The sequence below is a fragment of the Clostridium sp. UBA871 genome, assembly GCF_002295255.1.
Taxonomy (GTDB): domain Bacteria; phylum Bacillota; class Clostridia; order Clostridiales; family Clostridiaceae; genus Clostridium_J; species Clostridium_J sulfidigenes.
Genome location: NZ_DBFV01000003.1, coordinates 287271 through 313586, shown reverse-complemented (window position 1 = coordinate 313586; position 26316 = coordinate 287271). Strand labels below are relative to the sequence as shown.

Genomic DNA, 26316 nt, shown 5'->3' with positions numbered 1-26316 from the left:
TTCCTCCTCCATTAATCTATATCTATTTCTTTAAATCCTATAAATTCCTCACCCTTAAATTCCATAACAATAATCCAAGGCATAATACTTTTTATTCTATTAAACTCCTCATAACCAAAGGTTTTATTATAATAATTCAATATTGTACTTAAAGCTGTGCCATGAGTTCCTATTACTACATTTTTGCCTTTATTCTCATTTAATATTTCTTTTAATGCTGTTATATTTCTCTCTTGCACCTGTCTAAGACATTCACCCTTAGAAAGCTTGTACTCAAAATCCTCCCATTGACATTTTACAAATTCATTAAAATCATCTATCCATTGATCTTTAATAGTCCGCTCCCTTAAATCCTCTTTAGCTACTACCTTTAAATTTAACACATCAGCTAGCTCTTTAACCGTATCTATTGCACGTTTATATGGACTTGAATAAATTCCATGTATTTTTTTACTTTTTAATACTTCCGCTACCCTTTTACTATCTTTTAATCCTTTATCCGTTAATGGTCTAATTAAATCTTCATGAATTGAAAAGTCAGGCTCACAATGTCTAACAAAATATATATTGGTCATTTTTCCCTACCCCCTATAAATAAACTCTAATTCTATATTATTCTATTATACCTTAAGTTATTTTGTAGTATCATCTTTAATTAAAAACTTACTAGTATTTTTTGAATACTATTGAAGATAGGAAACTAAAAAAGAGTTATATCAAAACAATTTTCTAATCTTAATTAAATATTGTACATTCATTTAAAATAAATATAAGTTCAATATTAATTTAACATTAATTTTGTTTTGATATAACTCTAAACTCATTTAAACACTTTATTCTTCTATACCATAGAATAATTCTATTACATCTCTATCTGGTTTTTTCCCAATATAACTTCCCATTAAGAATGTAATTATAGCTACCACAAGAGCTGGAACAATAGGTTGAACTCCCATTGGTGCAAACTTTGTGACGTAAAATATTATAAAGGAACCAACACCGCAAATCATAGATATTATAGCACCCATAGCATTAGCCCTTTTCCAATATAAACCAAAGACCACTGGACAAAAGAAAGCAGCCTCTAATCCACCAAAAGCAAATAGATTAATAAAAGTAAGTAATGCTGGAGGTTGTATTGCAAGAATAAACACTATAAGCCCTATAATTGCTGTGGACCATAAACTCATTTTTGATATCTTCTTTTCAAAATCTTTACCTTCTTTTACATCATCATTTTTCATAATATAGTTCATATATATATCTTTTATAATTGCAGCAGACGATAAGATTAACATAGAAGATACCGTTGACATAACTGCTGCTAGTGGTGCTGCAAGAAATATTCCAGCAGCTACAGGATGCATAATATTAATAACTAAAGTTGGAATAACAGTATCTGAATTTGTAATTCCCTTTGGAAGAATTGCTGCAGAAAGTACTCCCGCTAAAAGCATTCCAAACATTAAAATAAAAAATACTACTGTTCCATAAATCATAGCATCATGCATGGATTTACTATTCTTAAACCCCATAGCTCTAACTGTGTTTTGAGGAAGTCCAAGGGTTCCTACTCCTACTAATACCCAAAAGGACATGATGTATCCTTTACTAAAATGTTCTCCAGATAAAGGGGTATTCCATACTGGATTAACTTCATTTAAAGTAGCTGAAATAGTATCCATTCCCCCGCCAACCTTTATAATAGAGTAAATAATCAGTCCTGTACCTATTATCATTATAATTCCTTGAATGGTGTCAGTAACAACTACTGCTTTAAAGCCTCCTATGGTAGTATATATAATTACTATTGTACCAAATAAAATTAGTCCTACCAAATAAGAAAATCCTGTAATAGACTGGAATAGTACAGCTCCTCCAATAAACTGTGCCACCATAGTTACAATAAAAAATATTACTAAAGCAATAGATGCCATTATAACTACTGTGGGTGATTTATATCTTTTGTATAAATAATCTGTAACTGTTACAGCATTAATTTTTCTTGATATTATAGCTAGCTTTTTTCCTAAGATTCCTAGTGTTAAAAATGCTGTTGGAACTTGAGTTACTGCTACAAATACCCAACTTAATCCTACAGAATAAGCAATTCCAGGTCCACCAATAAAACTGCTAGCACTAGTATAAGTTGCAATTAATGTCATGGCAAGAACAAACCCTCCCATAGATCTTCCACCTATGAAGTAATTATTTATAAATCCATTTTTAGCATTTTCTTTTGCTGAATTTTTACTAATCCAAACTCCTACAAATAAGTTTAATGCTAAATAAAGAATAATTGGTATTACAATTAACATTTTTTCCATACTACATTCCCCACTTTATTTTTCCTTATGATTATTCTTTTGTTCTTCATCATTTTCCAAATCCATATCCACAAATAAATACTTTACAGTAAATGTTACTGCTACAATAAGTATTATTGGTCCTGCAAAACTACTTAATACAAACCACAATGGTAGTCCCATTACATATTTATAAGTAGATGGATCTCCACTTCCTAGCCCAAAGCCAGTAACATACCACCACATAAAATAAAGTATATACAAAATAATAGAAATGATAGCTTCTTTATTCATTTGTCGATTCTTAGCTTTTTCTGATAATTTCATAATCTTACTCCTCTTGATTTTAACATAAATAAGTTTTCTAGAGCTGTACTATTTAGTAATAAGCTCTCATTTTAACAACATAGTAATATTATCACGTCACCATTGAGTTCACAATGGTTTTCATAATTTATTTTCCCCTAATATAGTATTTTAACTTAAATAAATATAAATTTTTTTAATTAATATAAATCTTTTTAAAAAAAATATTAAAAAACTATTGCATATTTATAAGTTATAGTTGTATAATTATGCAACGGTAATAAATTATTATACAAGGGGGATACAACAATGAAAAAAGGTATACTAAAAAAAATTTTTGCACTAGCTATGGTAGGTACCATGTCACTATCTTTAATGGCATGCGGTAATAAAGAAGAGGTGGACTTGCTATCTAAAATAAAAAAAGAAGGAAAATTAAAAGTAGGTATGAGTGTTGATTACGCACCTTATGAATTCTTTATAATGGAAAATGGTGAAAAGAAAACCGTTGGTCTAGACATATCTCTAGTAAGTGAAATTGCTAAAGATTTGGGTGTAGAATACGAAATTCAAGAGATGGAATTTAGCACTATTTGTGATGCTACAAGAAATGGAATCATTGATTTAGGAGTGTCTGGATTATCAGTTAATGAAGAAAGAAAAGAAGTTATAGATTTCTCAAATATATATTTTCAAGCAGAACAAGGAATATTGATAAATAAAAACAATTCTGAAACTATTAAAAGTATTGATGATTTAAAAGGTAAAAAAGTAGGAGCTCAAAATGGTTCTACACAAGCCACTTTAGCTCAGGGAATTGAAAATGCTGATGTTAAGCTATTAGCACAAGTTCCAACTTTAATTCAAGATTTAATAGCTGGAAACTTAGATGCAGTAATTGTTGAACTTCCAGTAGCTGATATACAAGCTATAGTTCATGAAGAATTAGCTGTTGCAAAAGAAAAAATTAATGATACTTCCGGTGGTGGTTCTGCTATAGCTCTTCCAAAGGGACAAGCTACTTTACTAGAAGCAGTTAATAAAACATTAGAAAGATTAGAATCTGAAGGTAAAATACAAGAGTTTTATAAAGAAGCTATAAAATTAAGTAAAGATGAGGTTACAGCTCAATAATTTTTACTAGCTACAAAGGAGGAAGCTATGTCTAATTTAAGTTTTAAGTTTTTAGAAAAATATTATCCAGTGTTTATAGAAGGTATTCAATGGACTTTATTAGTAGCAATGCTATCAGTTCTATTTGGAGCAATCCTAGGAACCCTTCTTTGCTTCATGAAAAGGTCAAAGTTATCTGTATTAAAAGTACCTATTCCTAAGGTTATAGCTTCTATTTATATAGAATTCATAAGAGGAACACCTTTATTACTACAAATTTTTATAGTATATTTTGGTACAACCTCCTTTGGAGTTAAGCTTACTCCTTTAGTAGCTTGTGTAATAGCACTTTCACTTAACTCAGGAGCTTATGTGGCAGAAATAATAAGAAGTGGAATTGATGCAGTAGATAAAGGACAATTAGAGGCTGCAAGAAGTCTAGGTATGAATCAAAGAATGGCCATGCAACATATTATATTACCACAAGCCATAAGAAATATTTTACCTGCTATTGGTAATGAGTTTGTGGCTATAATAAAGGAATCATCTATGGCATCAGCTATAGGTGTAGCAGAAATTACTTATGGTGCTAAGCTAGTTACAGGTGCCACCTATAGAAACTTTGAGCCTTTAATTGTAGCAGCAATCTGCTACTTTATCCTAACATTTACTCTAGGAAGATTAATGGCTTATGCAGAAAGGAGACTTAAAGGAAATGATTCACGTTAAAAATTTAAAGAAAAACTTTGGAGAACTAGAAGTTTTAAAGGGAATTGATGAACATATAACTAAAGGAGAAGTTGTTGTAATTATTGGCCCTTCTGGTTCTGGTAAGTCTACCTTCTTACGTTGTCTTAATCTACTAGAAGAGCCGACTTCAGGAGAAATTATATTTGAAGGAAATAATATCACTGATAAAAAGTCTAATATAAATAAACTAAGAGAAAAAATGGGAATGGTATTCCAGCAATTTAATCTCTTTCCTCATAAATCAGTATTAGAAAACATAACTATATCACCTATTAAGGTAAAAGGTGAAAAGGTTCAATCAGCTAATGAAAAAGCTCTATCTCTTTTAAAAATGGTAGGTCTAACAGATAAAGCTAGTGCTTATCCAAGCTCCTTATCTGGTGGACAAAAGCAAAGGATAGCAATAGCCAGAGCTTTAGCCATGAGTCCAGATGTAATGCTATTTGACGAACCTACTTCTGCTTTAGACCCTGAAATGGTTGGTGAAGTTTTAAATGTTATGAAAGAACTGGCCAAAGAAGGTATGACCATGGTGGTAGTAACCCATGAAATGGGCTTTGCAAGAGAAGTTGGAGATAGAATTTTATTTATGGATGAAGGAAAAATTCTAGAAGAAGGCACTCCAGATGAACTTTTTGGAAATCCTAAAAACTCTAGAACTATAGATTTCTTATCTAAGGTTTTATAAAAAATAAATTTATCAATAATTTTTTTGAAGAGTTTATTATATTTACATTTATAATTTATCTATATCTAAAAATAAAATAACCAGTTAATTTATTTNNAAATAAATTAACTGGTTATTTGCATTACTATTATTTATAATTTCATAGTATGAAATTTACATTTATCACCATGACAAATTAATCTTTTCATGCTAATGTATCTTTTAATGCCTTTGTCTAATTCCAATTTTCACGCCATTTGGATCATTTATAAATATATAATTTTCCATAGGTCCATTAATCACCTTTACATTTTGTTCTTCTAATTTTCTTACCGCTTCATTGAAATTATTTACATTAAATACAATAGAGATATTTGAACCATTAGCTTTTTTTAATTCTTTAAAGCTATTTGGATATTCTATTAATTCAATAGTTCCAGACTCTTCATCCTTTAAGAAAATAATGTGTATTCCTTCCGGAGTATCTATTCTTTGTACTTCTTTTAATTCTAAAATTTCTTTATAAAATCTTTCTGATTCTTCTAACTCTGCTACTGCTATTGTGACCATTTCTAAATTCATAAATACTACCTCACTTTATTAATTTTACATCTGCTACGATATATTTTTACTATCCCCTTTATTTATATACCTAATATAATAGCCTTTATATTATATTAAACTTTATTTACATGAAAATTATACTGTAATCTTTTACTTATTCAACATTAATCTCTAAATAGATAATCTCCTTCTTACATGGATAATATTCCATAACTCCATAGGCAGAATCATAATATATTTCATTATAATAAACCATAATTTGCCCCTTTTTATTTCCTTGGATAGTATTGATTACCTTAACAAGTATCATCCCTTTTTCTCAACATGTTTCCCATGCATTAAAAAAATGTAAATAAATGTTCCATTACCCTCTTTTTTCAAAATAGAGTTCAATGAATATCTCAAAGTCAAAACTCACATATTATTTATTTTACTTTTCTGATGAACATACAAAATCCACTTTTACATTTCAGAAACAGTATTTTTTAGTGCCTTAATTGCCTCTTCATACTCTAGGCTTCCACATAATACTTTCAAATCTTCTTCATCCATAAGTGATTGAAATAGTTTTTTTCTTATTATCTTCTGCCCTTCCACATTTACCTCTAGTTTAAGATTTTCAAAATAAGGGTTATTGCTATAATCATATTCTGTAGAAAGTAGCTCTTTTACATAATTGTTAAACCATTTTGCAGCAAGCTCCTTGTCCCCTATTTCAATATATAGCCTACAGTAATTATATGCTCCTGAACCCATCCCTATTTTAAATATACTCTCTACTTGATTTAGAGCATCTAAATAGAAAACTGCCTTTTCATAATTATGTTCACCTTTTGAGAGCCTTGCTAATATTGCTATCATTGCATTGCTTTGATTTAAATACTGTATAAGCATTCCTTTGCACATATTTTCCGCTTCTTTGTTCTTTCCTTGCTTCTGTAACAATGACGAATATAGTACCATGGGATCTATAAATGAATTTGATAATTCCTTAAGGGCCTTTTCACTTTCTTCATAGTTTTCTAAGGTCATTTGTATATTAGCAATAGAAAATAAAGCTACTGATATATACTTTGAAACCTTACTTTCAGTAACTTGATAAAGCAAAGTTAAGCAATACTCCATTCTTGATTTTATACATTCCTCTGAAACATTACCTGACATCATAGAATACATTTGAATCAATTGTGCAATTATCAATTTTAAATATACACTATTAGGGTATTCTTTCTCATATTCTTTACATCTTAATTCACCATCCATATAACTCTGATGTAAAAATACTTCAACTAATTCTTTTTTTATATTAATTACTTCTACTTCAGAAAGTTCTTGTTGAAAGGAAAGTAAAACATCTAAAGAGGTATCCAATGCTCTTGCCAATGGCGCTAATAAAGAAATATCTGGTGTTGAATTTCCAGTCTCCCATTTACTTACTGCTCCTGCTGAAATTCCAATCATACTTGCCAACTGCTCTTGAGTAACCTTTTTTTCTTTCCTTAAATGTAAAATAGTCTCTCCAATATTTAATCTATTCATATTCACTACCTCCGCCTTTGAGCCTTTTTAGTACTTTTATTATAAGCTTAATTACAACTGTCAACAATGGAGAGTAGTTCATACTTAAGTTGAAAAAACTTGAGTGATATTCAACTTTATGGTTATAAGTCATAGTTATTAGCCTACTCTATGTCTCATATCTCAAATATCATTATAATTTTTTTGTATAAACTCAATAAGCGGCTTAAGATTTTCTTTATTTGTCCAATCGAAGTTAGAGCCAATTGCTTGCATTAATGCAGCTTCCCAAGGTTCGTATTTGTTAGAGTCTTTTTTTGCAACAGCTTTTTTAAGAATATTACAAAGGGTTTTGTCTTTCCAAGACATACTTTTCTCATTCCAAGCACCACGACAATAAAAACATGGGATTTCATTAAGTTTCTCCTTAAAATTACGCTCTTTTATAGCAGTCATAGCTTTTTCATCATATGGAGATGCTCCCACTGCAAAAACTACTATTCTTTTACCCTTTAGTTTTTCATAATGCTTTCTTAGAAAAGATACTCCTGCTATACCTGTTGCATAAATACCTCCACCTAAAATAATTGTATCGTATTTTGCAACTTGTTCTATATCAGCTTGTTTTGTTTCAATTATGTCACTTGATAGCTCTTCTGCTAACCATTCCGCATATTTTTTTGTAGCTCCATACTTTGATTGATATAGTACTACTATATTTTCCAACTTTAGTACCTCCTTGTATAACGATTTAATTATTTTTTTATTATACCTGTAATAGTAAAATGGTGTTTCTTTATATTTTAACTTTGTTTTTCTTAATATGATATCTTTTGCCTCAATTTAAATATCCATTTATATCCTTACTATCATTTTAATACCACTATTAATAATAACACCAAATACAGTATTATCCAACATGTTCTATAAGTATATTTTATTTTCTATAACTTCGTGTCATAATAGGATTAATAAATAATTTATGGAGATGATTATATGAATACTGAAATAGAAAAACTAACACAAATTTTAAGAAATAGTAATAACATAGTATTCTTTGGTGGAGCAGGAGTATCTACCGAATCTAACATACCCGATTTCAGAAGTGCCAATGGTCTTTTTAACGCAAGACTTAACATGACTCTTTCTCCTGAACAACTAGTTTCTCATACTTATTTTATAAGATTTCCTGAGGAATTTTTTAATTTTTATAAGGCAAAGCTTATATATCCTGAAGCAAAACCTAATGGAGCACATATAGCCCTTGCTAACCTTGAAGAAATGGGCAAACTTAAAGCAATCATTACTCAAAACATTGATGGACTTCATCAAGCAGCTGGTTCTAAAAATGTATTTGAACTTCATGGCTCAATTCATAGAAACTATTGCATTAAGTGTAATGATAGCTATGATATGAATTTTATTTTAAATTCTAAGGGAATACCTACTTGTCCTAAATGCAGTGGAACTGTTAGACCTGATGTAGTTTTATATGAAGAAGGTTTAGATGAAAGTGTACTTAAAGGAGCTATCGATGCTATCTCAAAAGCAGACACATTAATTATAGGTGGAACTTCTCTAGTGGTTTATCCTGCAGCTAATCTTATAAACTATTTTAAAGGCAAAAATCTAGTGCTTATAAATAAAAGTAGTACTTCTGCTGATTCTAGAGCAGACTTAGTTATTCACGATTCTATTGGGAAAGTATTAAGTGAGTCAGTTAATTTTTTATAAAATAAAGGTAGTCATTGACTACCTTTTATTAACCAAAGTCTTATGTTATTTTCTCATTAATATTTCTATATTAATTTTATGCCCACTTTAATAAAAAAGCAATTTATATTATACTATTATAAGACCTAATACATATACAAAGGAGAATTTATTATGCCACAATTGCCTTTTAAGGATCTTAAAAACATAGATATTTCACAATTTAGTACCCAAATTGAAGATTTTAAATCTCTTTCTTTAAAATATCGTTGTGCCCTTCGTGAAATCGAAACAAAATTTGCAGTACTTAATGATGAATATAAAAGTATTCACTCTTATAATCCTATTGAACATATGAAATCTAGACTTAAAGCTCCTGAGAGTATACTTGAAAAACTTCAAAGAAGAGGATTAGAACTCTCTATTGAGTCTGCAGAAACTTTAACTGATATTGCTGGAATTAGAGTTATTTGCTCTTTTCTCAGTGATGTTTATGAAATTGCAGCTTCAATTAAGGCACAAACTGATTTAACTATTATTAAGGAACGTGATTACATAAAAAATCCAAAAGATAATGGTTATCGTAGCCTTCATTTAGTTGTTAGTGTTCCTGTATTCTTTTCAAAGAAAGTTGAAAATGTTCCTGTAGAGATTCAATTTAGAACAATTTCAATGGATACGTGGGCAAGCCTAGAACATAAGCTTAGATATAAATATGAGGGCGAAATGCCTGATGATATTAGCACAATGCTGTTAAACTGTGCTGGTACTACAACACACCTTGATGAGGAAATGCTTATGGCACGTAACAGACTTATGAACAATCATATTTAATGCTTAATTAAGTAACATTTTTACAAATATATATTTATTTTTCATAAAATTTGAGCATGTACTCCAATATAGAGACATGCTCAAATTTTATTTAAATTATTTTATCTTAGGAAAGTTTTGTATTTTAATCTCGATTAGGAACTACTTTTGTATCATATAAAAGGTCATCTACTTGATAATCATTAATATTCAAATTTATTTTTTCTTGCATAAGCTTTAGTATAAGTTCTTCCTTTTCATCTTCAAATATACCAGAGTTTTGAATATTTTCTATGAAACTATCTAAATCATAAATAATACAATCTCCTTCATAGGCTCCTAATTCAGTACATATATCTACTGAAGCTTGAAGGGGATCTGTTCCATAATCAACATAGACTTTACTTATATCATCTGATAATTCTTCTATTTTTCCTACATAATATCCTGCCACATATTTTCTTGCATCATCCTCTTCTCCAAAGCCTAATACGTCTCCATTTGGTATTACAACTATATAATTATGATAAGGTACACGTGTATTCATAACTAAATGCATTCTCCTTTTCAGTGGATTTTAACTATACTATATATTAAGTTTTCCAAAGGATAGAATTATTATACTGAGCAAAAATGAAATAATTATTACATCTTCTAAATCCTTGATAAATCTAATATATAAAATAGAATTCCATAGATGATAAAAGAAAAGCACATAAATATATGATATATAGCATCAAATTTTATTATCTTAATTCTAAATTTATTATCCATTAATTTTTTCTTTGATAATAATATTTTCATTCTAAAAAAAATTTCAAATATCCCTAATAAAACTGCTGGTACTGATAATAAGTTTAGCTTAGGAGCAAAAATATCACTAGATATAATATTTCTCATATCTCTAGTAAATCCACAAAGAGGACAAGGCTCTCCTAAAATTCTATAAGAAAGGCATCCATAGGTAATAGGAAATAATTTATTCACAGCTCTAGATATAAAGGGTAAAAATATCATAGCTATTACTAAAGTAATTAATATCACATTAAAAATATTATATTCTTTTATTATTCCTTCACTTTTCAACTTTTAACCTCCTTGTAACTAAAATAAGATGCCTATACAGACATCTTTTAATGATATAATTTTATACTGCTGCTCCTAATGAAGCTAATCCCACAATAAATATTAAAAATATAATAGCCATACATATTCCTATTATGGAACATATAAATCCACCTTTAGCCATTGCAAAAGCTTCACCTGATTCTTTCTTTTTCTTCATGTCTATAATTCCTAATACTACACCTACAACGCCTAAAATTAGAGATAACCACCATAGGCACCCCCATGAAATTACAGCAAATACAATACTACAAATTCCCATTACTAATGAAGCAACACCCATACAAAATCCTCCTTGTAAATTTTATCACTCCATTCATTTTATTAGTCCACATTGAATATTATTACAATTTTATTAACAAAATCATTTATCTAGAATTATTAGATAAAATTTAAACTATGTAAATAGATATATATGAAAATATAACCCTATATAAATATTTATATAGGATACTATTCATATATAAAACTAGTTATATAGTTAACTATTTGTTGTCATAGTGCGGGTTTGCGAGATTCATGAATATGCAATATGGATATTAGCGTATTACAAAATAAAAAAAGGTGCCCATGCACCTTTTTTTATTTTTCTTCTACAAATTCTATAATATCTTTACCAAGCTTACTAACTCTTGCTAGTGAATATACTTCATAACCTTTATCTTCAAGATTTTTACGACCTGGTTGGAAGGATTTTTCTATGACTATTCCAATTCCTGCAACCTTTGCTCCAGCTTCTTCTACCAATCTTATAGCACCTTGTGCTGCTTCTCCATAGGCTAAGAAATCATCTATTATAAGTATATTATCCTCTGGTGATATAAATTTCTTTGATAAAGTTAACTCATAATCTACAGCTTTAGTAAAAGAATGTACTGTAGTTTGATATACATCTCCACTTAAAATCTTAGATGTTTGTTTCTTTAGTGTTACCATTGGTAATTCCATTTGAAGTGCGGTCATAACTGTAGGAGCTATCCCTGAACTTTCAATGGTAAAGATTTTAGTTATTCCATGGTTTTCAAAATGTTCTTTAAAGGTCGTTCCTATTTCCTGCATTAATTTAGCATCTACTCCATGGTTTAAGAAAGAATCTACCTTTAATACAGATTCATTTAACGCATGTCCATCTTTTAATATGCGATTTTTTAAAGTTTCCATTATGCCACCTCACTTTTTTCTACTTTTATTTTCTCTACTTTATCTTCTTTTAATACTAAATTTAATATTAAAGCAGTTATAGTTCCTGTAGATATTCCTGATGAGAAAATCATCTTTAATCCTTCTGGTAATTGTGCTATAACATCTGGCCTAAAGGTAACTCCAAGACCTAAAGCTATAGATGTAGCTATTATAAGTAGATTTCTTTCAGTAAGTCTTACTCTACTTAAAGTCTTTATTCCTGCTGCTGCAACAGTTCCAAACATTACTATTCCAACTCCACCAAGAACTGGTTGTGGTATTCCACTTATTAGACCTGCTAGTTTAGGTAAGAAACCTAAAATCACCATAATTATTCCTGCCATAACTGCAACGTGTTTGCTTGCTACCTTTGTTAATGCTATTAATCCTACATTTTGGCTAAAGGTAGTATTTGGGAAAGAACCTACTACTCCACCTAACATACTTCCTATACCATCTGCCAATACACCAGCACCCACACGTTTTTCATCCATGTGTATCTGAGAAGTTTCTCCAATAGCCTTAAGACATCCAACAGTTTCTATAGTAGTTACAAAATATGCTGGAATAAATGCAATTACAGCTTTTATATCAAAGGTTACTCCATATTCAAATATTTTAGGGAAGGAAATCCAACTAGCTTCTTTAATAGCTGTAAAACTCACTAAGTCTAAAGGAATACAAATTATATATCCCGCAACCATCCCAATTAAAATAGATGCACTACTAACCATACCTTTTCCATATCTATTTAAAATCAAGGTAAAAATTAAAACAAACATGGCTATTGATAAATTCTTAATACTACCATAATCTGCAGCTCCAACTCCACCTGCAGCCCAATCAATAGATACTGGTAATAATGTAAGTCCAATCAAACATACCACTGTTCCCGTAACTATTGGCGGAAATAATTTCATAAGTGGTTTAATAAAGTAACTTAAAATAATTTCAAAGAATGCTCCTAAAATAGTAGCTCCAATTATTCCTGGAAGTCCAAGTACTGTTCCCACTGAAATAGCTGGTGAAACGAAGGTAAAGTCTGTACCCATGATACAAGCAACCCTTGAACCTATAACTCCGAAACCTCTAGCTTGAATTATGGTTGCAATACCAGAAGCTAAAATTGTTGCACTTATTAATGTTGTAGTTATTTTTGCATCAAATCCTAATGCACTTGCTATTACTAGAGGCACTACTACTATCCCTCCAAAAGCTGCAAATATATGCTGTAAACCAAATAATATCTTTTTAACTAAAGTTGGGTTATCATCAACACCATAAGTTAATTCAATATCATTAGTTAATAGTTCTTCATTATTCATAAGTTCATCTCCTTTTAGATATTCTTTTAATTTTATCTAAGGGTTAGCTACTTCCTTAGATTTATTAAAATCAAAAAATAAAAGCACCTCAATAAAAATTGAGGTGCTGTGATTCATCACTATAATGATTATAGTTATAATAAAATACAACTCCCCGTAGTCTGCAAATTTATGGTTTGCAGGTAGAAACTTTCGGACCATATTACCGATTATATACGAGTCTTACCAATTGTATTGTCATTATAACACGAACATTTATATTTTACAACCAGCTATTGTTAGGATTTTTTGTAATAATAAGTTTACTGTTACATTGATTGTTCTTTTATATTTTCCACTGATTTTCCTTTTCTTCCTTCAATTATATTTTGGAGATTTTCCCCTGCATTTTTAAATACTATTGATATTGTTAAAAATACAAGAAGAACAATTCCAAGGATTAAGAAATCTTTTCCGACTATTCCATAATTAATTGTATTGGCTGAAATAACTTCTCTTAATAATTCTACACTATAAGTAAATGGCATATATGGATTAATCACTTTAAAGAATTTAGGTACTATCTCTAACGGGAATGTACCTGCACAAGCTGTTAGTTGAAGTATTAATAATACTATTCCTAAAAGTCTTCCTGCATCTCCAAATAGGGATATTAAACATTGAATTATTGCTATAAATACCAATGATAAGAATACTATGGATGCAAAATACATACCTGTACTTGTTGGGGTTAATCCTAGTCCCATTACAACTGCACTTACAAGTAATGCTTGTAATAAACCTATAAATCCAAAGGATAAGTATTTACCTATAACTTTATCAAACTTGGATAAATTAGCATCATCATCAGTTTTAGCTGAGATAACGAAGAACATCATTATTGCACCTATCCATAAAGATAGTGATATAAAGTATGGTGCAAAACCTGTTCCATAGTTAGGCACTTTATTTATTGGTTCATTTTTCATATTTATTGGAGCTGATACAAAGTCACCCATTTCCTCAGAGGAATTTTTAAGTCCGGATTTCATCTCTCCTGCACCATCTTTTAAAGCAGTTGCAAGCTCATTTGACCCTTTATATAACTTATCTACCCCATCTTCTAATTGTGGTACTTTTCCTGTTAACTCTGACACTCCATTATTTAGTTGGTTTTGTCCATCAACCAGTGCATTAGAACCATCTACTAGTTGATTTGAACCATTATATAAAGCTTGTATTCCTCCACTTAAAGCTGGAATATTGCTTCTTAACTGTCCAAGACCGCCATAGATTTCACTAGATCCATTATATAAAGCTTGTATTCCTCCACTTAAAGTTGGAACTTCGCTTCTTAGCTGTCCAAGACCACCATAGATTTCACTAGATCCATTATATAAAGCTTGTATTCCTCCACTTAAGGCTGGAATATTGCTTTTTAATTCTCCAAGACCTGAATTTAAAGCATCCATATTGTCTGATACTAATTTTAATCCATACCCAAAAGAATCTTTAGTATTTTCATTAAGTCCAGCTTCTAAGGAATTTAATCCTCCACTTATTTTGTTTACTGCTACACCCATGTCATTCACACTATCTGTTAAAGCTACTGTACCTGTTGCAAATCCATTAACCTTACCAGTGTACTCATTTACAGAACCATTAAACTCTCCTAAGTTATCCCCAAATTTCTTAGTTCCTGCTTGTAATTCTTGTATCTGCTTTGGTGTTTCACTAGTTTCTTTGTTTAAAGCTTGTATATTTACAAGTGCAGCTTGAATATTGGGATCTTTTGCTACTTCAGGATTTGAATTAACTGCTGTTATAATATCTTCAGATATATCCTTCATTTTTTCTGAAGATTTATTAACGCCACTTATAAGCTTATCAACTCCACCTTTAACTGATTCTTGATATCCCTTATTTATGGCTGTTGATGATGCTGCTACATCATCACTAGCAGTTTTTAATTTTTCTCCACCTTCTTTTAATTTTTTTACTCTACTTTCTCCATCTTTTAATTTACCATTTAACTTATTAGCTCCATCTTTAAGTAAATTTACATTTGGATAAATTCTTGTATTAAATGCACTATAAAGGCTTTTACTTCCTCCTGTTAATGCACCTGAACCATCATATAGCTTATTTACTCCAGGACTTAAATTTGAAACCTTACTATTTGCTTCTGATAGTCCATTTGTCACTTGCTGTGAACCATCATATAACTTATCTACTCCAGAACCTAAGGCTGGAACCTTACTATTCACTTCTGATAGTCCATTTGTCACTTGTTGTGAACCAGAATATAACTTATCTACACCTAAACCTAAAGTTGGCACCTTACTATTCACTTCTGATAAGCCATTATTTATTGACTTTATTCCAGAGTTAAGAGCACCTTGTCCATCTTTTAATTGTGCTGAACCATCTCCAAGTTTATTAGCACCTTCCGCTAGCATAGGTACCTTTTCATTTAGTTCACCAATTCCATTATAAAGTTTTTCACTTCCATCAGCTACCTTTATAAATCCATCTTTTGCTTCATATAACTTATCAAAAGCAACAGTGACATAGTTGTTTGAAATTGTTCCTACAATTTCTTCTTTTAGTAATTTTTCAACCTGTGAATTGATTTGAGCTGCTAAAAAGTTTTTCTTTTCGTTACAAACAAATTGTAAATCTGCTACCTGAGGCTTACCTTCTTTTGCAGCCACAACACTTTCTGAAAAATCTTCTGGAATTACAAATTTAGCATAATACCCTTGTTTTTCTAAACCTTCATTGGCTTTTTCATTGCTAGTGAAATCCCAGCCAACCTCTTCATTTCCCTTTAGGTTTTCTACAATGTCTTCACCGTAGTTCACCTGTTCTCCATCAAGTAAGGCACCACCATCCTCATTAACTACGGCTATGGTCATATCCTGAATTCGCGCATAAGGATCCCAAAATGCATCTAAGTACAACAATGAGTATAGTAATGGTACTATAATAATTGCAATAACCGATACTCTTATGAATCTGTTCTTAAAAATGCTTTTTATATCCTTACCGGCAATTTTTAAAAAGTTCACACTATCACCTTCTTTAATTTTTTATACTTTACAGTCAATATTATATATATACTATTTTTGCACTGACTAGTCAATATTATTAAAGAATATTTTTACTGTTATCCTTTTCAAAAACATTAAAAAAGAGCTTTCTAACTTGCTATTCTTCTAGTTAGAAAACTCTTCTATTAAAATTGTATATTATTTTTTATTTATATTTCATATCTCATATCTCAAGATAACCTTATGTCATAGTTAATGTAATCCATAAATTTTTCTACTACTTCATCATGATTATAATTATCATTATTTATAATTTCATAGAGTGCAGATGAAAATAATACCCCTATAAAGCAGTAACTTAATATATCTGAATCTTCGCCAGAAATATTTCTACTCTTTGTAATTCCTTCTAAAAATTTAGAATTCATATTAATTAAGTTCATTACCTGCTCTCTTATTTCTTCATGACGTTCCTTTTGTCCCCATACCTGACTCATTATTACTCTAAATAAATCCTTATTAATATACACATATTTTAACTGAACCCTAGCAGATTCCTTCAATCTTTCTATAGGGTCACTTATTTCTTTTATGGATTCTTCAACTTCACTGTTTATTAAATCAATTCCTGTCTGTACGACAAAATAAAATAATTCCTCTTTACTTTTAAAGTGATAATATAAAGTTCCCTTTGCAACTCCAGCTTCGCTTGCTACTTCATCCATAGTGGCACTCTCGTAACCATTGCTTGAAAATACTTTTATCGCGGCCTCAAAAATAATTTTTCTAGTCTTATTCATAATATACGCTTCTATTCATCATGATATGAAGCAACACAACTCCTTATAATTTATATTTTATCTTTTAGTGATATAAACATTATTATATCATAATATTTATATACTACTAAATAATAAACTAAAATAAAATTTCTAATAATGATTTTAGGAGTCACATTAATTGTATATGTCCGAAAATTCTATATTACATTTTTCTACCTTTGAACTTATCATTTCACTTTTATGAGGCACATGGTCTTTTTCACCCTCCTCCATTTCTACAATCCTTATTGGAAGATAAAATGTAAATTTAGTACCTTCCCCAACCTTACTTGTCACATTAATGTTACCACCATGCATTTCGATTAAGGATTTAACCAGTGATAATCCAATTCCACTACCTTCATATCTTCTTTCTGAGATATCATCCACTTGAATAAATCTATTAAATACTAAATCTACCTTTTCATTTTCTATTCCTTCTCCATTATCCATAACTGATATAAAGACTTTTCCGTCTTCGATACCTAAATATACTTCAATTCTTCCATTTACCTTTGTATACTTAATTGCATTGGATAATAAATTAAGCATTATTCTCTCAATTTTGTCTGGATCACAAGCAATTATTTCTTCTTCAATTTCTGTATCAAATATTAACTCAATTCCTTTATTTTCCACATACTGAGCTACAGAAATAGTAATATCCTCTACCACATTAACAATATTATGATTTTCAAGTTGTAATTTATAATATCCTGCATCTATCTTAGTTATATCTATTAGATTATTAACAAGCCTTAATAATCTATAAGAATTTTGTTTAATAGAATTCATGTATCTTTTTAAAGCCACGCCTTTGTCAGCACTAATACGCTCTTTTTCTATATTACTATTTATAAGTTGCATAGTTGTAAGAATAATATTTAAAGGAGTTTTAAATTCATGAGATATATTTGAGAAAAACTCACCTTTAATTTTCTCTAATTTTATTGCTTCCTCATAATTTTTTCTTTGCTCTTCTAACTGATGCTGCTCTGTTACATCCTTACCTGTACATATAGATATTCCTCTACTTTTTAAATATCTACTATTCCATTGAATCCACTTTGAATCTCCACTTTTGCACATAAGTCTAATCTTAAAACTCATTATCTTTTCTTCTGTTTTTAATTTTTTTATAAATTCATTCTTTAATTCTAAATCCTCTGGGTGAATTATATCTGTCCACTTCATCTTTAAAAGTTCCTCTTTGCTCCATCCTAAAGTCTTTTCCCACCCTGAATTTAACTTTCTATGTTTATCATTATCACCAATTATAACCATTAAATCAATGGCTGTATCTAAAAATAATTGTAATTCACTTTCTGTTTCCATACGTTTTTTAAGTTCTAATTTAATCTCTTTAGATAAACTATGATTTTTTATTATTACCGCAATTTGATTACATAAGATTCTTATGAACTTTTCATTACTTGATTTTGCATCATCCATTTTACTATATAAAAAATTTACAGCTCCTATAATCTTATTGTTGTATTCTAGCTTATAAACTCCAACAAATTTTACACCCTTTTTTTCTAATATATCTTTATTAGGATAGTTTTTTCTATCACATAAGAGTTTTATTCCCTCTGCTCCTTCTTCTTTAAAAAATCCCTCCAACTCTTCATAAGTTATTGGAAGTTCTATATTATCAATATCTCTTTCATTATACTTTCCTAGATAACATTTACAATTAAGTTTATCTTCCTTATCGTCATAAGTCCATATATTTATATCATCCACACCCAATTTTTGGATAATATCTTCTTTAAAATTATCAAATCTTCCACTACTTTCATTATAACCATTGCTTACTACTTCATTTAAAGCATAAAATTGCTTATGGCTATCCAACAATTCTGATTCTATCTTCTTGTTAAAAGTTATATCCCTTGAAACACCAATTATATACTTTACGTCTCCATATTGGTCTAATATTGGAGCCTTATAAGTTTCAAGCCAAATATCACCTTCTGAGTTATGAATCACTCTTTCATATAGTATTGGTCTTTTGTCAACAATTACTTCATGATCTGTTTCACTTGAATAATCACATTGGTCTTCATCACAAAAGTTCCAGTCATAAGCTCCTATAACCCTCTCCTTATCAACATCCAAGTTTTTTACATATTGAGTATTTGCATATATATATTTGCCCTCAACATCCTTCATCCACATGCTATAGGGTAGATTGTCTACAAGTATTTCTAAATCTTTTTTACTATATATTCCTTTTTCTTTTAGCGTAACAAAAAAAGCTGACTCTCCGTACCACATCCCTTTGTTAACATTTACATCACAGTGAATTTTGCCTAACCCTTGTAAAGAAAGCGTATACTCTATAACTCTATTAGTATACATTTCAAAATTACATATAAGTTCCCTTAGTATATCCCTATCTTGTTGTAAAGCTATGTCTCTATAAGATTTTTGTAAGTCTTTTTCATTTAATTCAAACCGTTCTATTAACTTAGAGTTTGCAAATAGAACTTTTTCTTTACTATCAACTATTAATATCATATCATCCAGACTATTAAAAACCTGTTCCATAAACTTCCATCTCCCTTATTATATCTTTCTTCACTGCACTGAAATTATTATAAAAGTTAATTTTTATAGCTTTTTCATATATGTATATTTATTTATATTATATCTCCATATTTCTCTACAAGTGTATATTCACACTACCAATTATACATTTTAAAGTAATATATTACAATATATAGTAACAAATTAATGACATGAATTATTATATATTGGATTATTTTGTAGTATTTTATCTTTTAAATTGCTTATTTCCTTATAAATTAGAGAAAACAAGAGTAATTTATATCTATTTTACTCTAATCAGATTATATGGCATTTTTAAACAATACCATTTAAGTCAGTACTAGTGTATCATGTAATTAAGACACTATAACTGATAAGATGAGGTGATGAAATGGAGTTAGAATTAAACTCAAAGGAACCTATATATATTCAGATAAAAAATTACATGAAAATGAAAATTGTTTCTGGAGAACTTAAAAAGGGGGAGAGATTATTGTCTGTTAGGGATTATGCCAGTGAACTCAAAGTTAACCCAAACACTATATTAAGAGTTTATTCTGAGCTTGAAAATGAAGGATTAATAAATACTCAAAGGGGTATCGGAAAATTTTTAACAGAGGATGAAACTATAATAGATAATCTAAGAAAAGAATATTCTAAAGAATTACTAAGGGATTTTATCCACAAAAGTAAAACCTTAGGGTTTTCTAAAGAAGAAATTTTAGAACTAATTATGAATATGTATGAGGAGGAATAATCTTGAAGAATGACGCAACTACCATAGTAACTAAAGATGAACTTTTAAATAATGTTGATTTAAACACATTCAGTGATAATGTACTAGAAATAACTACTCTATCCAAAAATTTTGGAGCCAAGCATATTTTAAATGAGATAAGTTTTAACTTGAAAAAAGGAAAAGTTCTTGGAATCCTTGGACCAAACGGTCAAGGAAAAACAACCTTGTTAAATGTTATATCTGGACTCTTTAAACCCACTCTAGGAACTGTAACTATTAACGGCATGTCAGTTGGAAGGGAAACTAAACAGTTTGTTTCATACCTACAGGAAAAAGATTATCTATTTAAGTGGATGAAGGTAAATGATGCTCTTAAGTTTTATAAAGATTTCTTTTATGATTTTAATGAATCTAAAGCTTTAAGCTTATTAAAATTTATGAATATCCAAACAGATGCAAAACTTAAATCATTATCTAAAGGAATGTTAGAAAAGGTTGCTCTTAGCCTAACCTTAAGTAGAAATTGTAACTTATATATCCTTGATGAACCTATTTCTGGAGTTGATATTATAAGTAGAGATAAGATAATTAATGCAATTATAGATAATTTAGATAGTAATGCTTCAATGATAATTACAACTCATTATGTAGGAGAACTTGAGCAGATTTTTGATGAAGTAATATTTTTAGGTGATGGCTCAATAATTGAAAAAGGTGATGCAGAGGAGTTACGTATAAAGTATGGTACGTCTATAGACAAAATATATAGAAAGGTATTTGCAGAATAGGTGAATATTATGGAAAATAAAATAATTAAAAATAAATCAATTAAAATGAAAAACATTTTTAGTATAGCTAAATATTCTTTTAGAACCCTGAGAATTATGTATTTAATAGAAGCTATTATCCTAGTTTTAGCTCTTGGGTCAAGTTCATTTTTGTCTAAGTTCACTCAAGGATTAGATCTAATACCAGCTGTTTCAATTCTTATCGCTACGAATTTCATAGCTCATATCATAATATTTTCTATGCAATTATCAAAGGAATATGGGCGACTTTTATTTTTAGCTCCTATATCTGGTATAGATTTTATTCTAGGTAATCTTTTAGAATTAATTTTTATAAATCTTTTTATTACTACAATTGTAGCTTTAGGTGCTATGGTTAACTCTGGCAATTTTCCATCCATAGTTCTTAATATTTCATTATCTATGTCCTTAGGTACTATTATAAGTTATTTAATTATAACTGCATTAATCGCAATACTAGGTTCCTATATTAGAAGTACTGCTTTATGTGTATTAGCCGTAATAGGTGCTAGTATTGTTGGAAATATTATTTACTCCTTTATAGCTAATTTAATATTATACTTTTTACCTTATATGTATATGACCATAGGTAAATATGGAGCTATTGAATTAGATATATTTGCAATAATTATAGATATATTAGCCCTAATTATACTTCAAATAGTTGCTGCCAATAGAATAGACAAAAAACTAGATATAATTTAATTAATTTATTAAAATAGAGGTGTTTTTTATGAAGAAGAAACTTTTTATTATAATTCCTACTCTAATCCTTACGACTACTCTTCTTGTGGGTTGTAATGTAGAGTTTGGTGTGAAATCTCGACCTAAGAATAGTAATTCAGTGAATTTTAATAATGATAAATTATTTGGAAATCTAGGTACAGACTTTCTAGATAATTTAGATGATATTAGTAATAACTTTGATAACTTTGATAACTTTGATGATAATGGAAATTTGACCACCTATGATGAAGACATATCCAAAACCATTCCTATGAAAAATATAGAAGATATAGATATTGAAATCCATGCTTCTAATGTAAATATTAACTCTGTTGACAGTTCAGATTTCACTATAACTTGCAGGGGATCTAGTTCCTTTGTAGATAAAACCACAATTGATGTTATAGGAAATACCCTCAACATTAAAGAACATGGTTTAAATTCTTCTATAAACTTAGGATTTTTTAATAAATCTACATCTAGAGAAATTACTATTAATATTCCTAAAGATTTTAATAAGGATTTAGAATTACATGGTGGTGCTGGTAACATTTCTATTAATGGAATAAATATTAATAAATTAAAGGTTGAAGGTGGTGCTGGAAATCTTACCTTGAAAGATATAGTTTTTCAAGATCTAAAGCTTGAACAAGGAGTTGGAAATACAACCATAGATCTTTCTAGCAAATGTGGTGATATAGATATTGATGGTGGTGTAGGTAATCTTTCAATTATCTTTGCTGAAGTTGGAGGAGACTTAACTTATGATGGTGGTGTAGGTAAAACTGTTATATCTATTCCAAATAACTCTCCTGTAAAGCTAGATACTTCTACTGGTATAGGTAGCATAGATATAAATGCCAAAACTTCTGGTGAAGATATATACACCTTTGATCTAAATGTAGGAGTAGGTAATCTGATTGTAAACTAACTAATTTATCATAAAATAACTTAGTGTGAAAAAATATTGAGCAAGTACTTATATTATTAAGGCTAAAGCGCTTCGTAATATTAAAGTACATGCTCAATATTGTATATAAGATTATTTATATATTTTTATAAAAGTCCTTTGTATTATATTGTAGACAGCATTTATTCTAAGTATATAGATTTATAAAATAATTCTACATCCCTATAACAGTGAGGCCTACTGCAATTATCACTCCTGAGTATAATAAATCTATTATACAGAATCCCATAATATCCTTTGCTCCTAGACCTGCTATTCCAAGTGCTGGCAAAGCCCAGAATGGTTGAATCATATTTGTCCATGCATCTCCCCAAGCAATTGACATTGCTGTTTTAGCCGTGCTTACTCCAAGTTTTGCTCCAGCTGGCATCATAATAGGCGCTTGTACAGCCCATTGTCCACCCCCAGATGGTACAAAGAAATTAACTAATCCTGCACTTAAAAATGAGAACATTGGGAATGTAACTTTATTTGAAATAGTTACAAACACATTTGACATTAATACAGCTAAAGATATTCCCTCTGCATTTGCTCCTGTCATCATTCCCATTATACCTGCGTAAAATGGAAACTGAAGTAATATAGGACCCGCTCCTTTAGCGCCCTCCATTAGAGCATTTATAAATCGCTTAGGAGTTCCATGTAACAAAATGCCTAAAAATAAAAATATAAAGTTTACTATGTTAAGGTTTAAATTAAATCCTGAAGTAATAAAATAATATATTATATAGGTAAATCCCATTATTGAAATTAACCAAGTAACTATCTTACTATTTTCTAACTTATCAGCTGGAGTCATATTTTCCTTTGGCATATCTACAAATACTTCTTCATCCTCTAATAACCCTTTATCTATAGCTACAACACTGCCCTTATCTGGGTGCATAGCTCTATTTATAAGTGGTAGAGTTACTACTAAAACGCCTACTATAACTAGATTAAATAGTGAAAATATAGTCTCACTAGTTGGTACTCCCGCAGCACTTACTGCTCCTGCTGTAGCTTTAACTAAAGATTCTCCACCAGTGGCAAGAGTTAATGGAATTGATGCCGATAGTCCAGCATGCCATAATAAGAAACCTGAATAAGCTGAAGCTATTAAAAGCCTATAGTCAACACCATCTACTTCCTTTGCAAGTTCTTTTGCAAATATTGCTCCTATAACTAATCCAAATCCCCAGTTTAATATACATGCTATAGAAGATACAAAAGTAACTAATAAGATTGCTTGGGTTGGTGTTTTGGGGATTCTAGCTAGTTTCTTTGTAATTTTTTTAAATGCTGGTGCACTAGCTAAGGTATGACCAAAAACAAGAACCAATGCCATTTGCATTGCAAATGCTAATAAACTCCAAAATCCATTTGTCCAATGAATAATCATAGATAATGGAGATTGTCCTGTGAATAAAACACCTGAAATAAAGATTATGAAAGTTAAAATGATACAAAATAAAAATGGATCTGGTAGGTAATTTTGAACTAATTTAACACAACCATTTGTAAATTTTTTAAACATTTTCTTTCCCCCTTAATAAATATATGGATTTCTTTATATCAGCAAATAGTTATATTTTTTATGTAGCTATTTGTTGCTATCAATTATATTGCTTTCATTTGAATAGTTAAATTTTTAACTATATTGGTTGTACCATATTTTTATACATGAAGATTATTCTACTTCAACACATGTATACTCAATTCATGTTTAGTATACCATATTTTCAATATTTTTTAAATATATATATTACTTTTTTTAGATTTTATTACTTAATAATACATATATAATACTTTTTTCATACATTTTAATCTATGGTTCTTTATTTTATTAGTACATGGAGTGAGTACATTCTATTACTATATTTTTCAATAGAATCACTTAAATTTATTAGTAAATCGAAAAATTAAATATCCATTAAATTCATTAAATATTATTTTGTAATTTGAGTAAACTATATAGAAAATAGAATTAAATTTTACTTTTATTTTTTATAATGAGTTCTAATATATTACACTAAAGTTCATTTGAAATAATTTTATGGGAGGAGATTTTTATGAATAAAATAGGTGATGAAGTTAAAGAAGGTATGAATAAAGTTACTAGTGAAGTTAAGGATATGTATACTGAAGTTAAAATTCAGTATGGTGAAAAAAAGGAAGATATTAAAGAATTTATTTCAAATAAGAAATTTGTTCACGACCTTAAAAACCAAATGAAAGATGAAGTTAGAGAAGAAGGTCAATTAGCTAAAAACCTGTACAATAAAGCTATGGTTGGAGGAAAAACAATAGCTAAAGAATTAAAAAATGATGTGAAAAATCAAATGAAAAACTAATAAATATGAAAATTAATTTAGGTCTATGTTGATATAACTACTTTATATATCAATATAGACCTAAAAATTTCTATTAATTATTTTTTTACTTCTTGAAGAATTTCTTCTATTTCACTAATACATCCTCCACAAACAGTTCCTGCTCCTGTAGCTTCCATTATATCATCTACAGTCTTAGCACCATCTTCAATGGCTTTCTTTATAGTATTATAGTCTACATCTTGACAAGTACATATAATTCTATTTTCTGACATTTATTCTTCCTCCTTAATATAGACATATATGATTAACATAATTAATCATATATAATGTAATTATTCTATAATAGTATTACTATAAATCACATTTCAATACACTATATTTTTAGATTTTAGATTTACAGCTAATGAAATTGTTTGTAACATTAAAACATATTATTTATTTGATTCAATTAAACTCTCAATAACACATTTACATTTTCCACATGCTGTTCCTGCCCCTGTAGTTACACCTACTTTTTCTACGGTAGTATCTCCATTTTGTATTGCTTTTACCACCTCTTCAGTAGAAACATTTCTACATGTGCATACATCGCCTAATATTTTTTCAATTCTTTCAATACATCCTCCACAAACATCTCCTGCTCCTGTAGCAGCTTGAATATCTTCTACTGATCTAGCCCCTTGAGCCATAGCCTCTCTTACTTGAGCATAAGTAACCCCATTACATAAACATACGATTTGTTCTAGTGACATTTCATATTCCTCCTTAAATCTCTTATTTATATATTTCCATTATAACCTAATAGTTTTTATTAATCAATATTTATTATTACATATTTACTATTCGTGTTCCATGGTTGATATACCCACACTTCTATTCTTTGTTATTTTAAATAATATATTCAGTATAGAATATATTTTCGTCTGCCGGAAATTTAAAGAGTTTTTCCTTTCTATTCATTGACAACCT

27 protein-coding genes and 1 riboswitch are annotated in these 26316 nt (G+C 29.3%); of the genes, 10 read left to right on the top strand and 17 right to left on the bottom strand.

Annotation, left to right across the window (positions count from 1 at the left end):
• Positions 1-11 precede the first annotated feature (11 nt).
• The 3 genes from B3086_RS03100 to B3086_RS03090 form a co-directional block, all read right to left on the bottom strand.
• Positions 12-575, bottom strand: a complete 564-nt coding sequence (locus B3086_RS03100; protein ID WP_346879642.1) for a histidine phosphatase family protein — start codon at positions 573-575, stop codon at positions 12-14.
• Between the two features lie 258 nt (positions 576-833).
• Positions 834-2327: a sodium/pantothenate symporter gene (gene panF, locus B3086_RS03095; protein ID WP_346879643.1), complete on the bottom strand. Its 1494-nt coding sequence runs from the start codon at positions 2325-2327 to the stop codon at positions 834-836.
• A gap of 15 nt (positions 2328-2342) precedes the next feature.
• Complete coding sequence (locus tag B3086_RS03090) at positions 2343-2633, bottom strand: YhdT family protein (protein ID WP_346847554.1); 291 nt, start codon at positions 2631-2633, stop codon at positions 2343-2345.
• A gap of 288 nt (positions 2634-2921) precedes the next feature.
• On the opposite strand from B3086_RS03090, the gene B3086_RS03085 reads away from it, so the two are divergent.
• Genes B3086_RS03085 through B3086_RS03075 form a run of 3 tightly spaced genes read left to right on the top strand, consistent with a single transcriptional unit; the run spans position 2922 to position 5163 of the window.
• The gene (locus B3086_RS03085) at positions 2922-3746 is read left to right on the top strand and encodes a transporter substrate-binding domain-containing protein (protein ID WP_346847555.1); all 825 of its coding nucleotides are present in this window, start codon (positions 2922-2924) and stop codon (positions 3744-3746) included.
• Between the two features lie 27 nt (positions 3747-3773).
• Entirely contained in the window at positions 3774-4454 is a 681-nt protein-coding gene (locus tag B3086_RS03080; RefSeq protein ID WP_035133830.1) for an amino acid ABC transporter permease, read from the top strand.
• Complete coding sequence (locus B3086_RS03075) at positions 4441-5163, top strand: amino acid ABC transporter ATP-binding protein (RefSeq protein ID WP_346876711.1); 723 nt, start codon at positions 4441-4443, stop codon at positions 5161-5163. Before B3086_RS03080 ends, B3086_RS03075 begins: the two co-directional genes overlap by 14 nt.
• Positions 5164-5364: 201 nt before the next feature.
• On the opposite strand, the gene B3086_RS03070 is transcribed toward B3086_RS03075, so the two are convergent.
• From B3086_RS03070 to B3086_RS03060, 3 genes are all read right to left on the bottom strand, one after another.
• Positions 5365-5724 carry a VOC family protein gene (locus tag B3086_RS03070; RefSeq protein WP_346847557.1) on the bottom strand — a complete coding sequence of 120 codons (360 nt, stop codon included), beginning with the start codon at positions 5722-5724 and terminating at the stop codon, positions 5365-5367.
• A gap of 444 nt (positions 5725-6168) precedes the next feature.
• On the bottom strand, positions 6169-7245 hold the full coding sequence (locus tag B3086_RS03065; RefSeq protein ID WP_346876590.1) for a helix-turn-helix transcriptional regulator: 1077 nt from the start codon (positions 7243-7245) through the stop codon (positions 6169-6171).
• A 162-nt stretch (positions 7246-7407) separates the two neighbouring features.
• On the bottom strand, positions 7408-7950 hold the full coding sequence (locus tag B3086_RS03060) for a flavodoxin domain-containing protein (RefSeq protein WP_346876591.1): 543 nt from the start codon (positions 7948-7950) through the stop codon (positions 7408-7410).
• Between the two features lie 270 nt (positions 7951-8220).
• Between B3086_RS03060 and B3086_RS03055 the strand changes: the two genes are divergently transcribed.
• Positions 8221-8958, top strand: coding sequence for an NAD-dependent protein deacylase (locus B3086_RS03055; RefSeq protein ID WP_346879645.1), 738 nt, complete (start codon positions 8221-8223; stop codon positions 8956-8958).
• 153 nt (positions 8959-9111) lie between these two features.
• Positions 9112-9771, top strand: a complete 660-nt coding sequence (locus tag B3086_RS03050) for a GTP pyrophosphokinase family protein (protein ID WP_346879646.1) — start codon at positions 9112-9114, stop codon at positions 9769-9771.
• Between the two features lie 124 nt (positions 9772-9895).
• Here B3086_RS03050 and B3086_RS03045 read toward each other — a convergent pair whose 3' ends face one another.
• The 8 genes from B3086_RS03045 to B3086_RS03010 form a co-directional block, all read right to left on the bottom strand.
• Positions 9896-10297, bottom strand: coding sequence for a hypothetical protein (locus B3086_RS03045; protein WP_346879647.1), 402 nt, complete (start codon positions 10295-10297; stop codon positions 9896-9898).
• Positions 10298-10404: 107 nt separating this feature from the next.
• Positions 10405-10836, bottom strand: a complete 432-nt coding sequence (locus B3086_RS03040) for a hypothetical protein (protein WP_346879648.1) — start codon at positions 10834-10836, stop codon at positions 10405-10407.
• 61 nt (positions 10837-10897) lie between these two features.
• Complete coding sequence (locus tag B3086_RS03035) at positions 10898-11158, bottom strand: hypothetical protein (RefSeq protein WP_346876595.1); 261 nt, start codon at positions 11156-11158, stop codon at positions 10898-10900.
• A gap of 299 nt (positions 11159-11457) precedes the next feature.
• Positions 11458-12036 (bottom strand): xanthine phosphoribosyltransferase, encoded by a 579-nt coding sequence (locus B3086_RS03030; protein ID WP_346847563.1) that lies wholly within the window; start codon positions 12034-12036, stop codon positions 11458-11460.
• Complete coding sequence (locus B3086_RS03025) at positions 12036-13382, bottom strand: nucleobase:cation symporter-2 family protein (protein ID WP_346847564.1); 1347 nt, start codon at positions 13380-13382, stop codon at positions 12036-12038. The genes B3086_RS03030 and B3086_RS03025 overlap by 1 nt, the downstream gene beginning before the upstream one ends.
• Positions 13383-13519: 137 nt before the next feature.
• A riboswitch (purine riboswitch) is annotated at positions 13520-13621 on the bottom strand.
• Positions 13622-13690: 69 nt separating this feature from the next.
• Entirely contained in the window at positions 13691-16432 is a 2742-nt protein-coding gene (locus tag B3086_RS03020) for a YhgE/Pip domain-containing protein (protein WP_346892768.1), read from the bottom strand.
• Between the two features lie 212 nt (positions 16433-16644).
• Positions 16645-17214, bottom strand: a complete 570-nt coding sequence (locus B3086_RS03015; protein ID WP_346847566.1) for a TetR/AcrR family transcriptional regulator — start codon at positions 17212-17214, stop codon at positions 16645-16647.
• A 156-nt stretch (positions 17215-17370) separates the two neighbouring features.
• Positions 17371-19788 (bottom strand): PAS domain S-box protein, encoded by a 2418-nt coding sequence (locus B3086_RS03010; protein WP_346876599.1) that lies wholly within the window; start codon positions 19786-19788, stop codon positions 17371-17373.
• A 391-nt stretch (positions 19789-20179) separates the two neighbouring features.
• On the opposite strand from B3086_RS03010, the gene B3086_RS03005 reads away from it, so the two are divergent.
• Genes B3086_RS03005 through B3086_RS02990 form a run of 4 tightly spaced genes read left to right on the top strand, consistent with a single transcriptional unit; the run spans position 20180 to position 22993 of the window.
• Positions 20180-20545, top strand: coding sequence for a GntR family transcriptional regulator (locus tag B3086_RS03005; protein ID WP_150841796.1), 366 nt, complete (start codon positions 20180-20182; stop codon positions 20543-20545).
• Positions 20546-20547: 2 nt separating this feature from the next.
• A complete protein-coding gene (locus B3086_RS03000) occupies positions 20548-21315 on the top strand; it encodes an ABC transporter ATP-binding protein (RefSeq protein WP_242844107.1) in 768 nt (255 codons plus the stop codon).
• Between the two features lie 9 nt (positions 21316-21324).
• Positions 21325-22041, top strand: coding sequence for a hypothetical protein (locus tag B3086_RS02995; protein WP_346876600.1), 717 nt, complete (start codon positions 21325-21327; stop codon positions 22039-22041).
• A gap of 28 nt (positions 22042-22069) precedes the next feature.
• On the top strand, positions 22070-22993 hold the full coding sequence (locus B3086_RS02990) for a DUF4097 family beta strand repeat-containing protein (RefSeq protein ID WP_346876601.1): 924 nt from the start codon (positions 22070-22072) through the stop codon (positions 22991-22993).
• Between the two features lie 193 nt (positions 22994-23186).
• Here the strand turns inward: B3086_RS02990 and B3086_RS02985 are convergent, their stop codons facing one another.
• Positions 23187-24548 (bottom strand): short-chain fatty acid transporter, encoded by a 1362-nt coding sequence (locus B3086_RS02985; RefSeq protein ID WP_346892766.1) that lies wholly within the window; start codon positions 24546-24548, stop codon positions 23187-23189.
• Between the two features lie 535 nt (positions 24549-25083).
• On the opposite strand from B3086_RS02985, the gene B3086_RS02980 reads away from it, so the two are divergent.
• Entirely contained in the window at positions 25084-25365 is a 282-nt protein-coding gene (locus B3086_RS02980) for a hypothetical protein (RefSeq protein ID WP_346847571.1), read from the top strand.
• 77 nt (positions 25366-25442) lie between these two features.
• Here the strand turns inward: B3086_RS02980 and B3086_RS02975 are convergent, their stop codons facing one another.
• Complete coding sequence (locus B3086_RS02975; RefSeq protein ID WP_035132038.1) at positions 25443-25619, bottom strand: (2Fe-2S)-binding protein; 177 nt, start codon at positions 25617-25619, stop codon at positions 25443-25445.
• Positions 25620-25778: 159 nt separating this feature from the next.
• Positions 25779-26099, bottom strand: a complete 321-nt coding sequence (locus B3086_RS02970; protein WP_346847572.1) for a (2Fe-2S)-binding protein — start codon at positions 26097-26099, stop codon at positions 25779-25781.
• Positions 26100-26316: the final 217 nt, after the last annotated feature.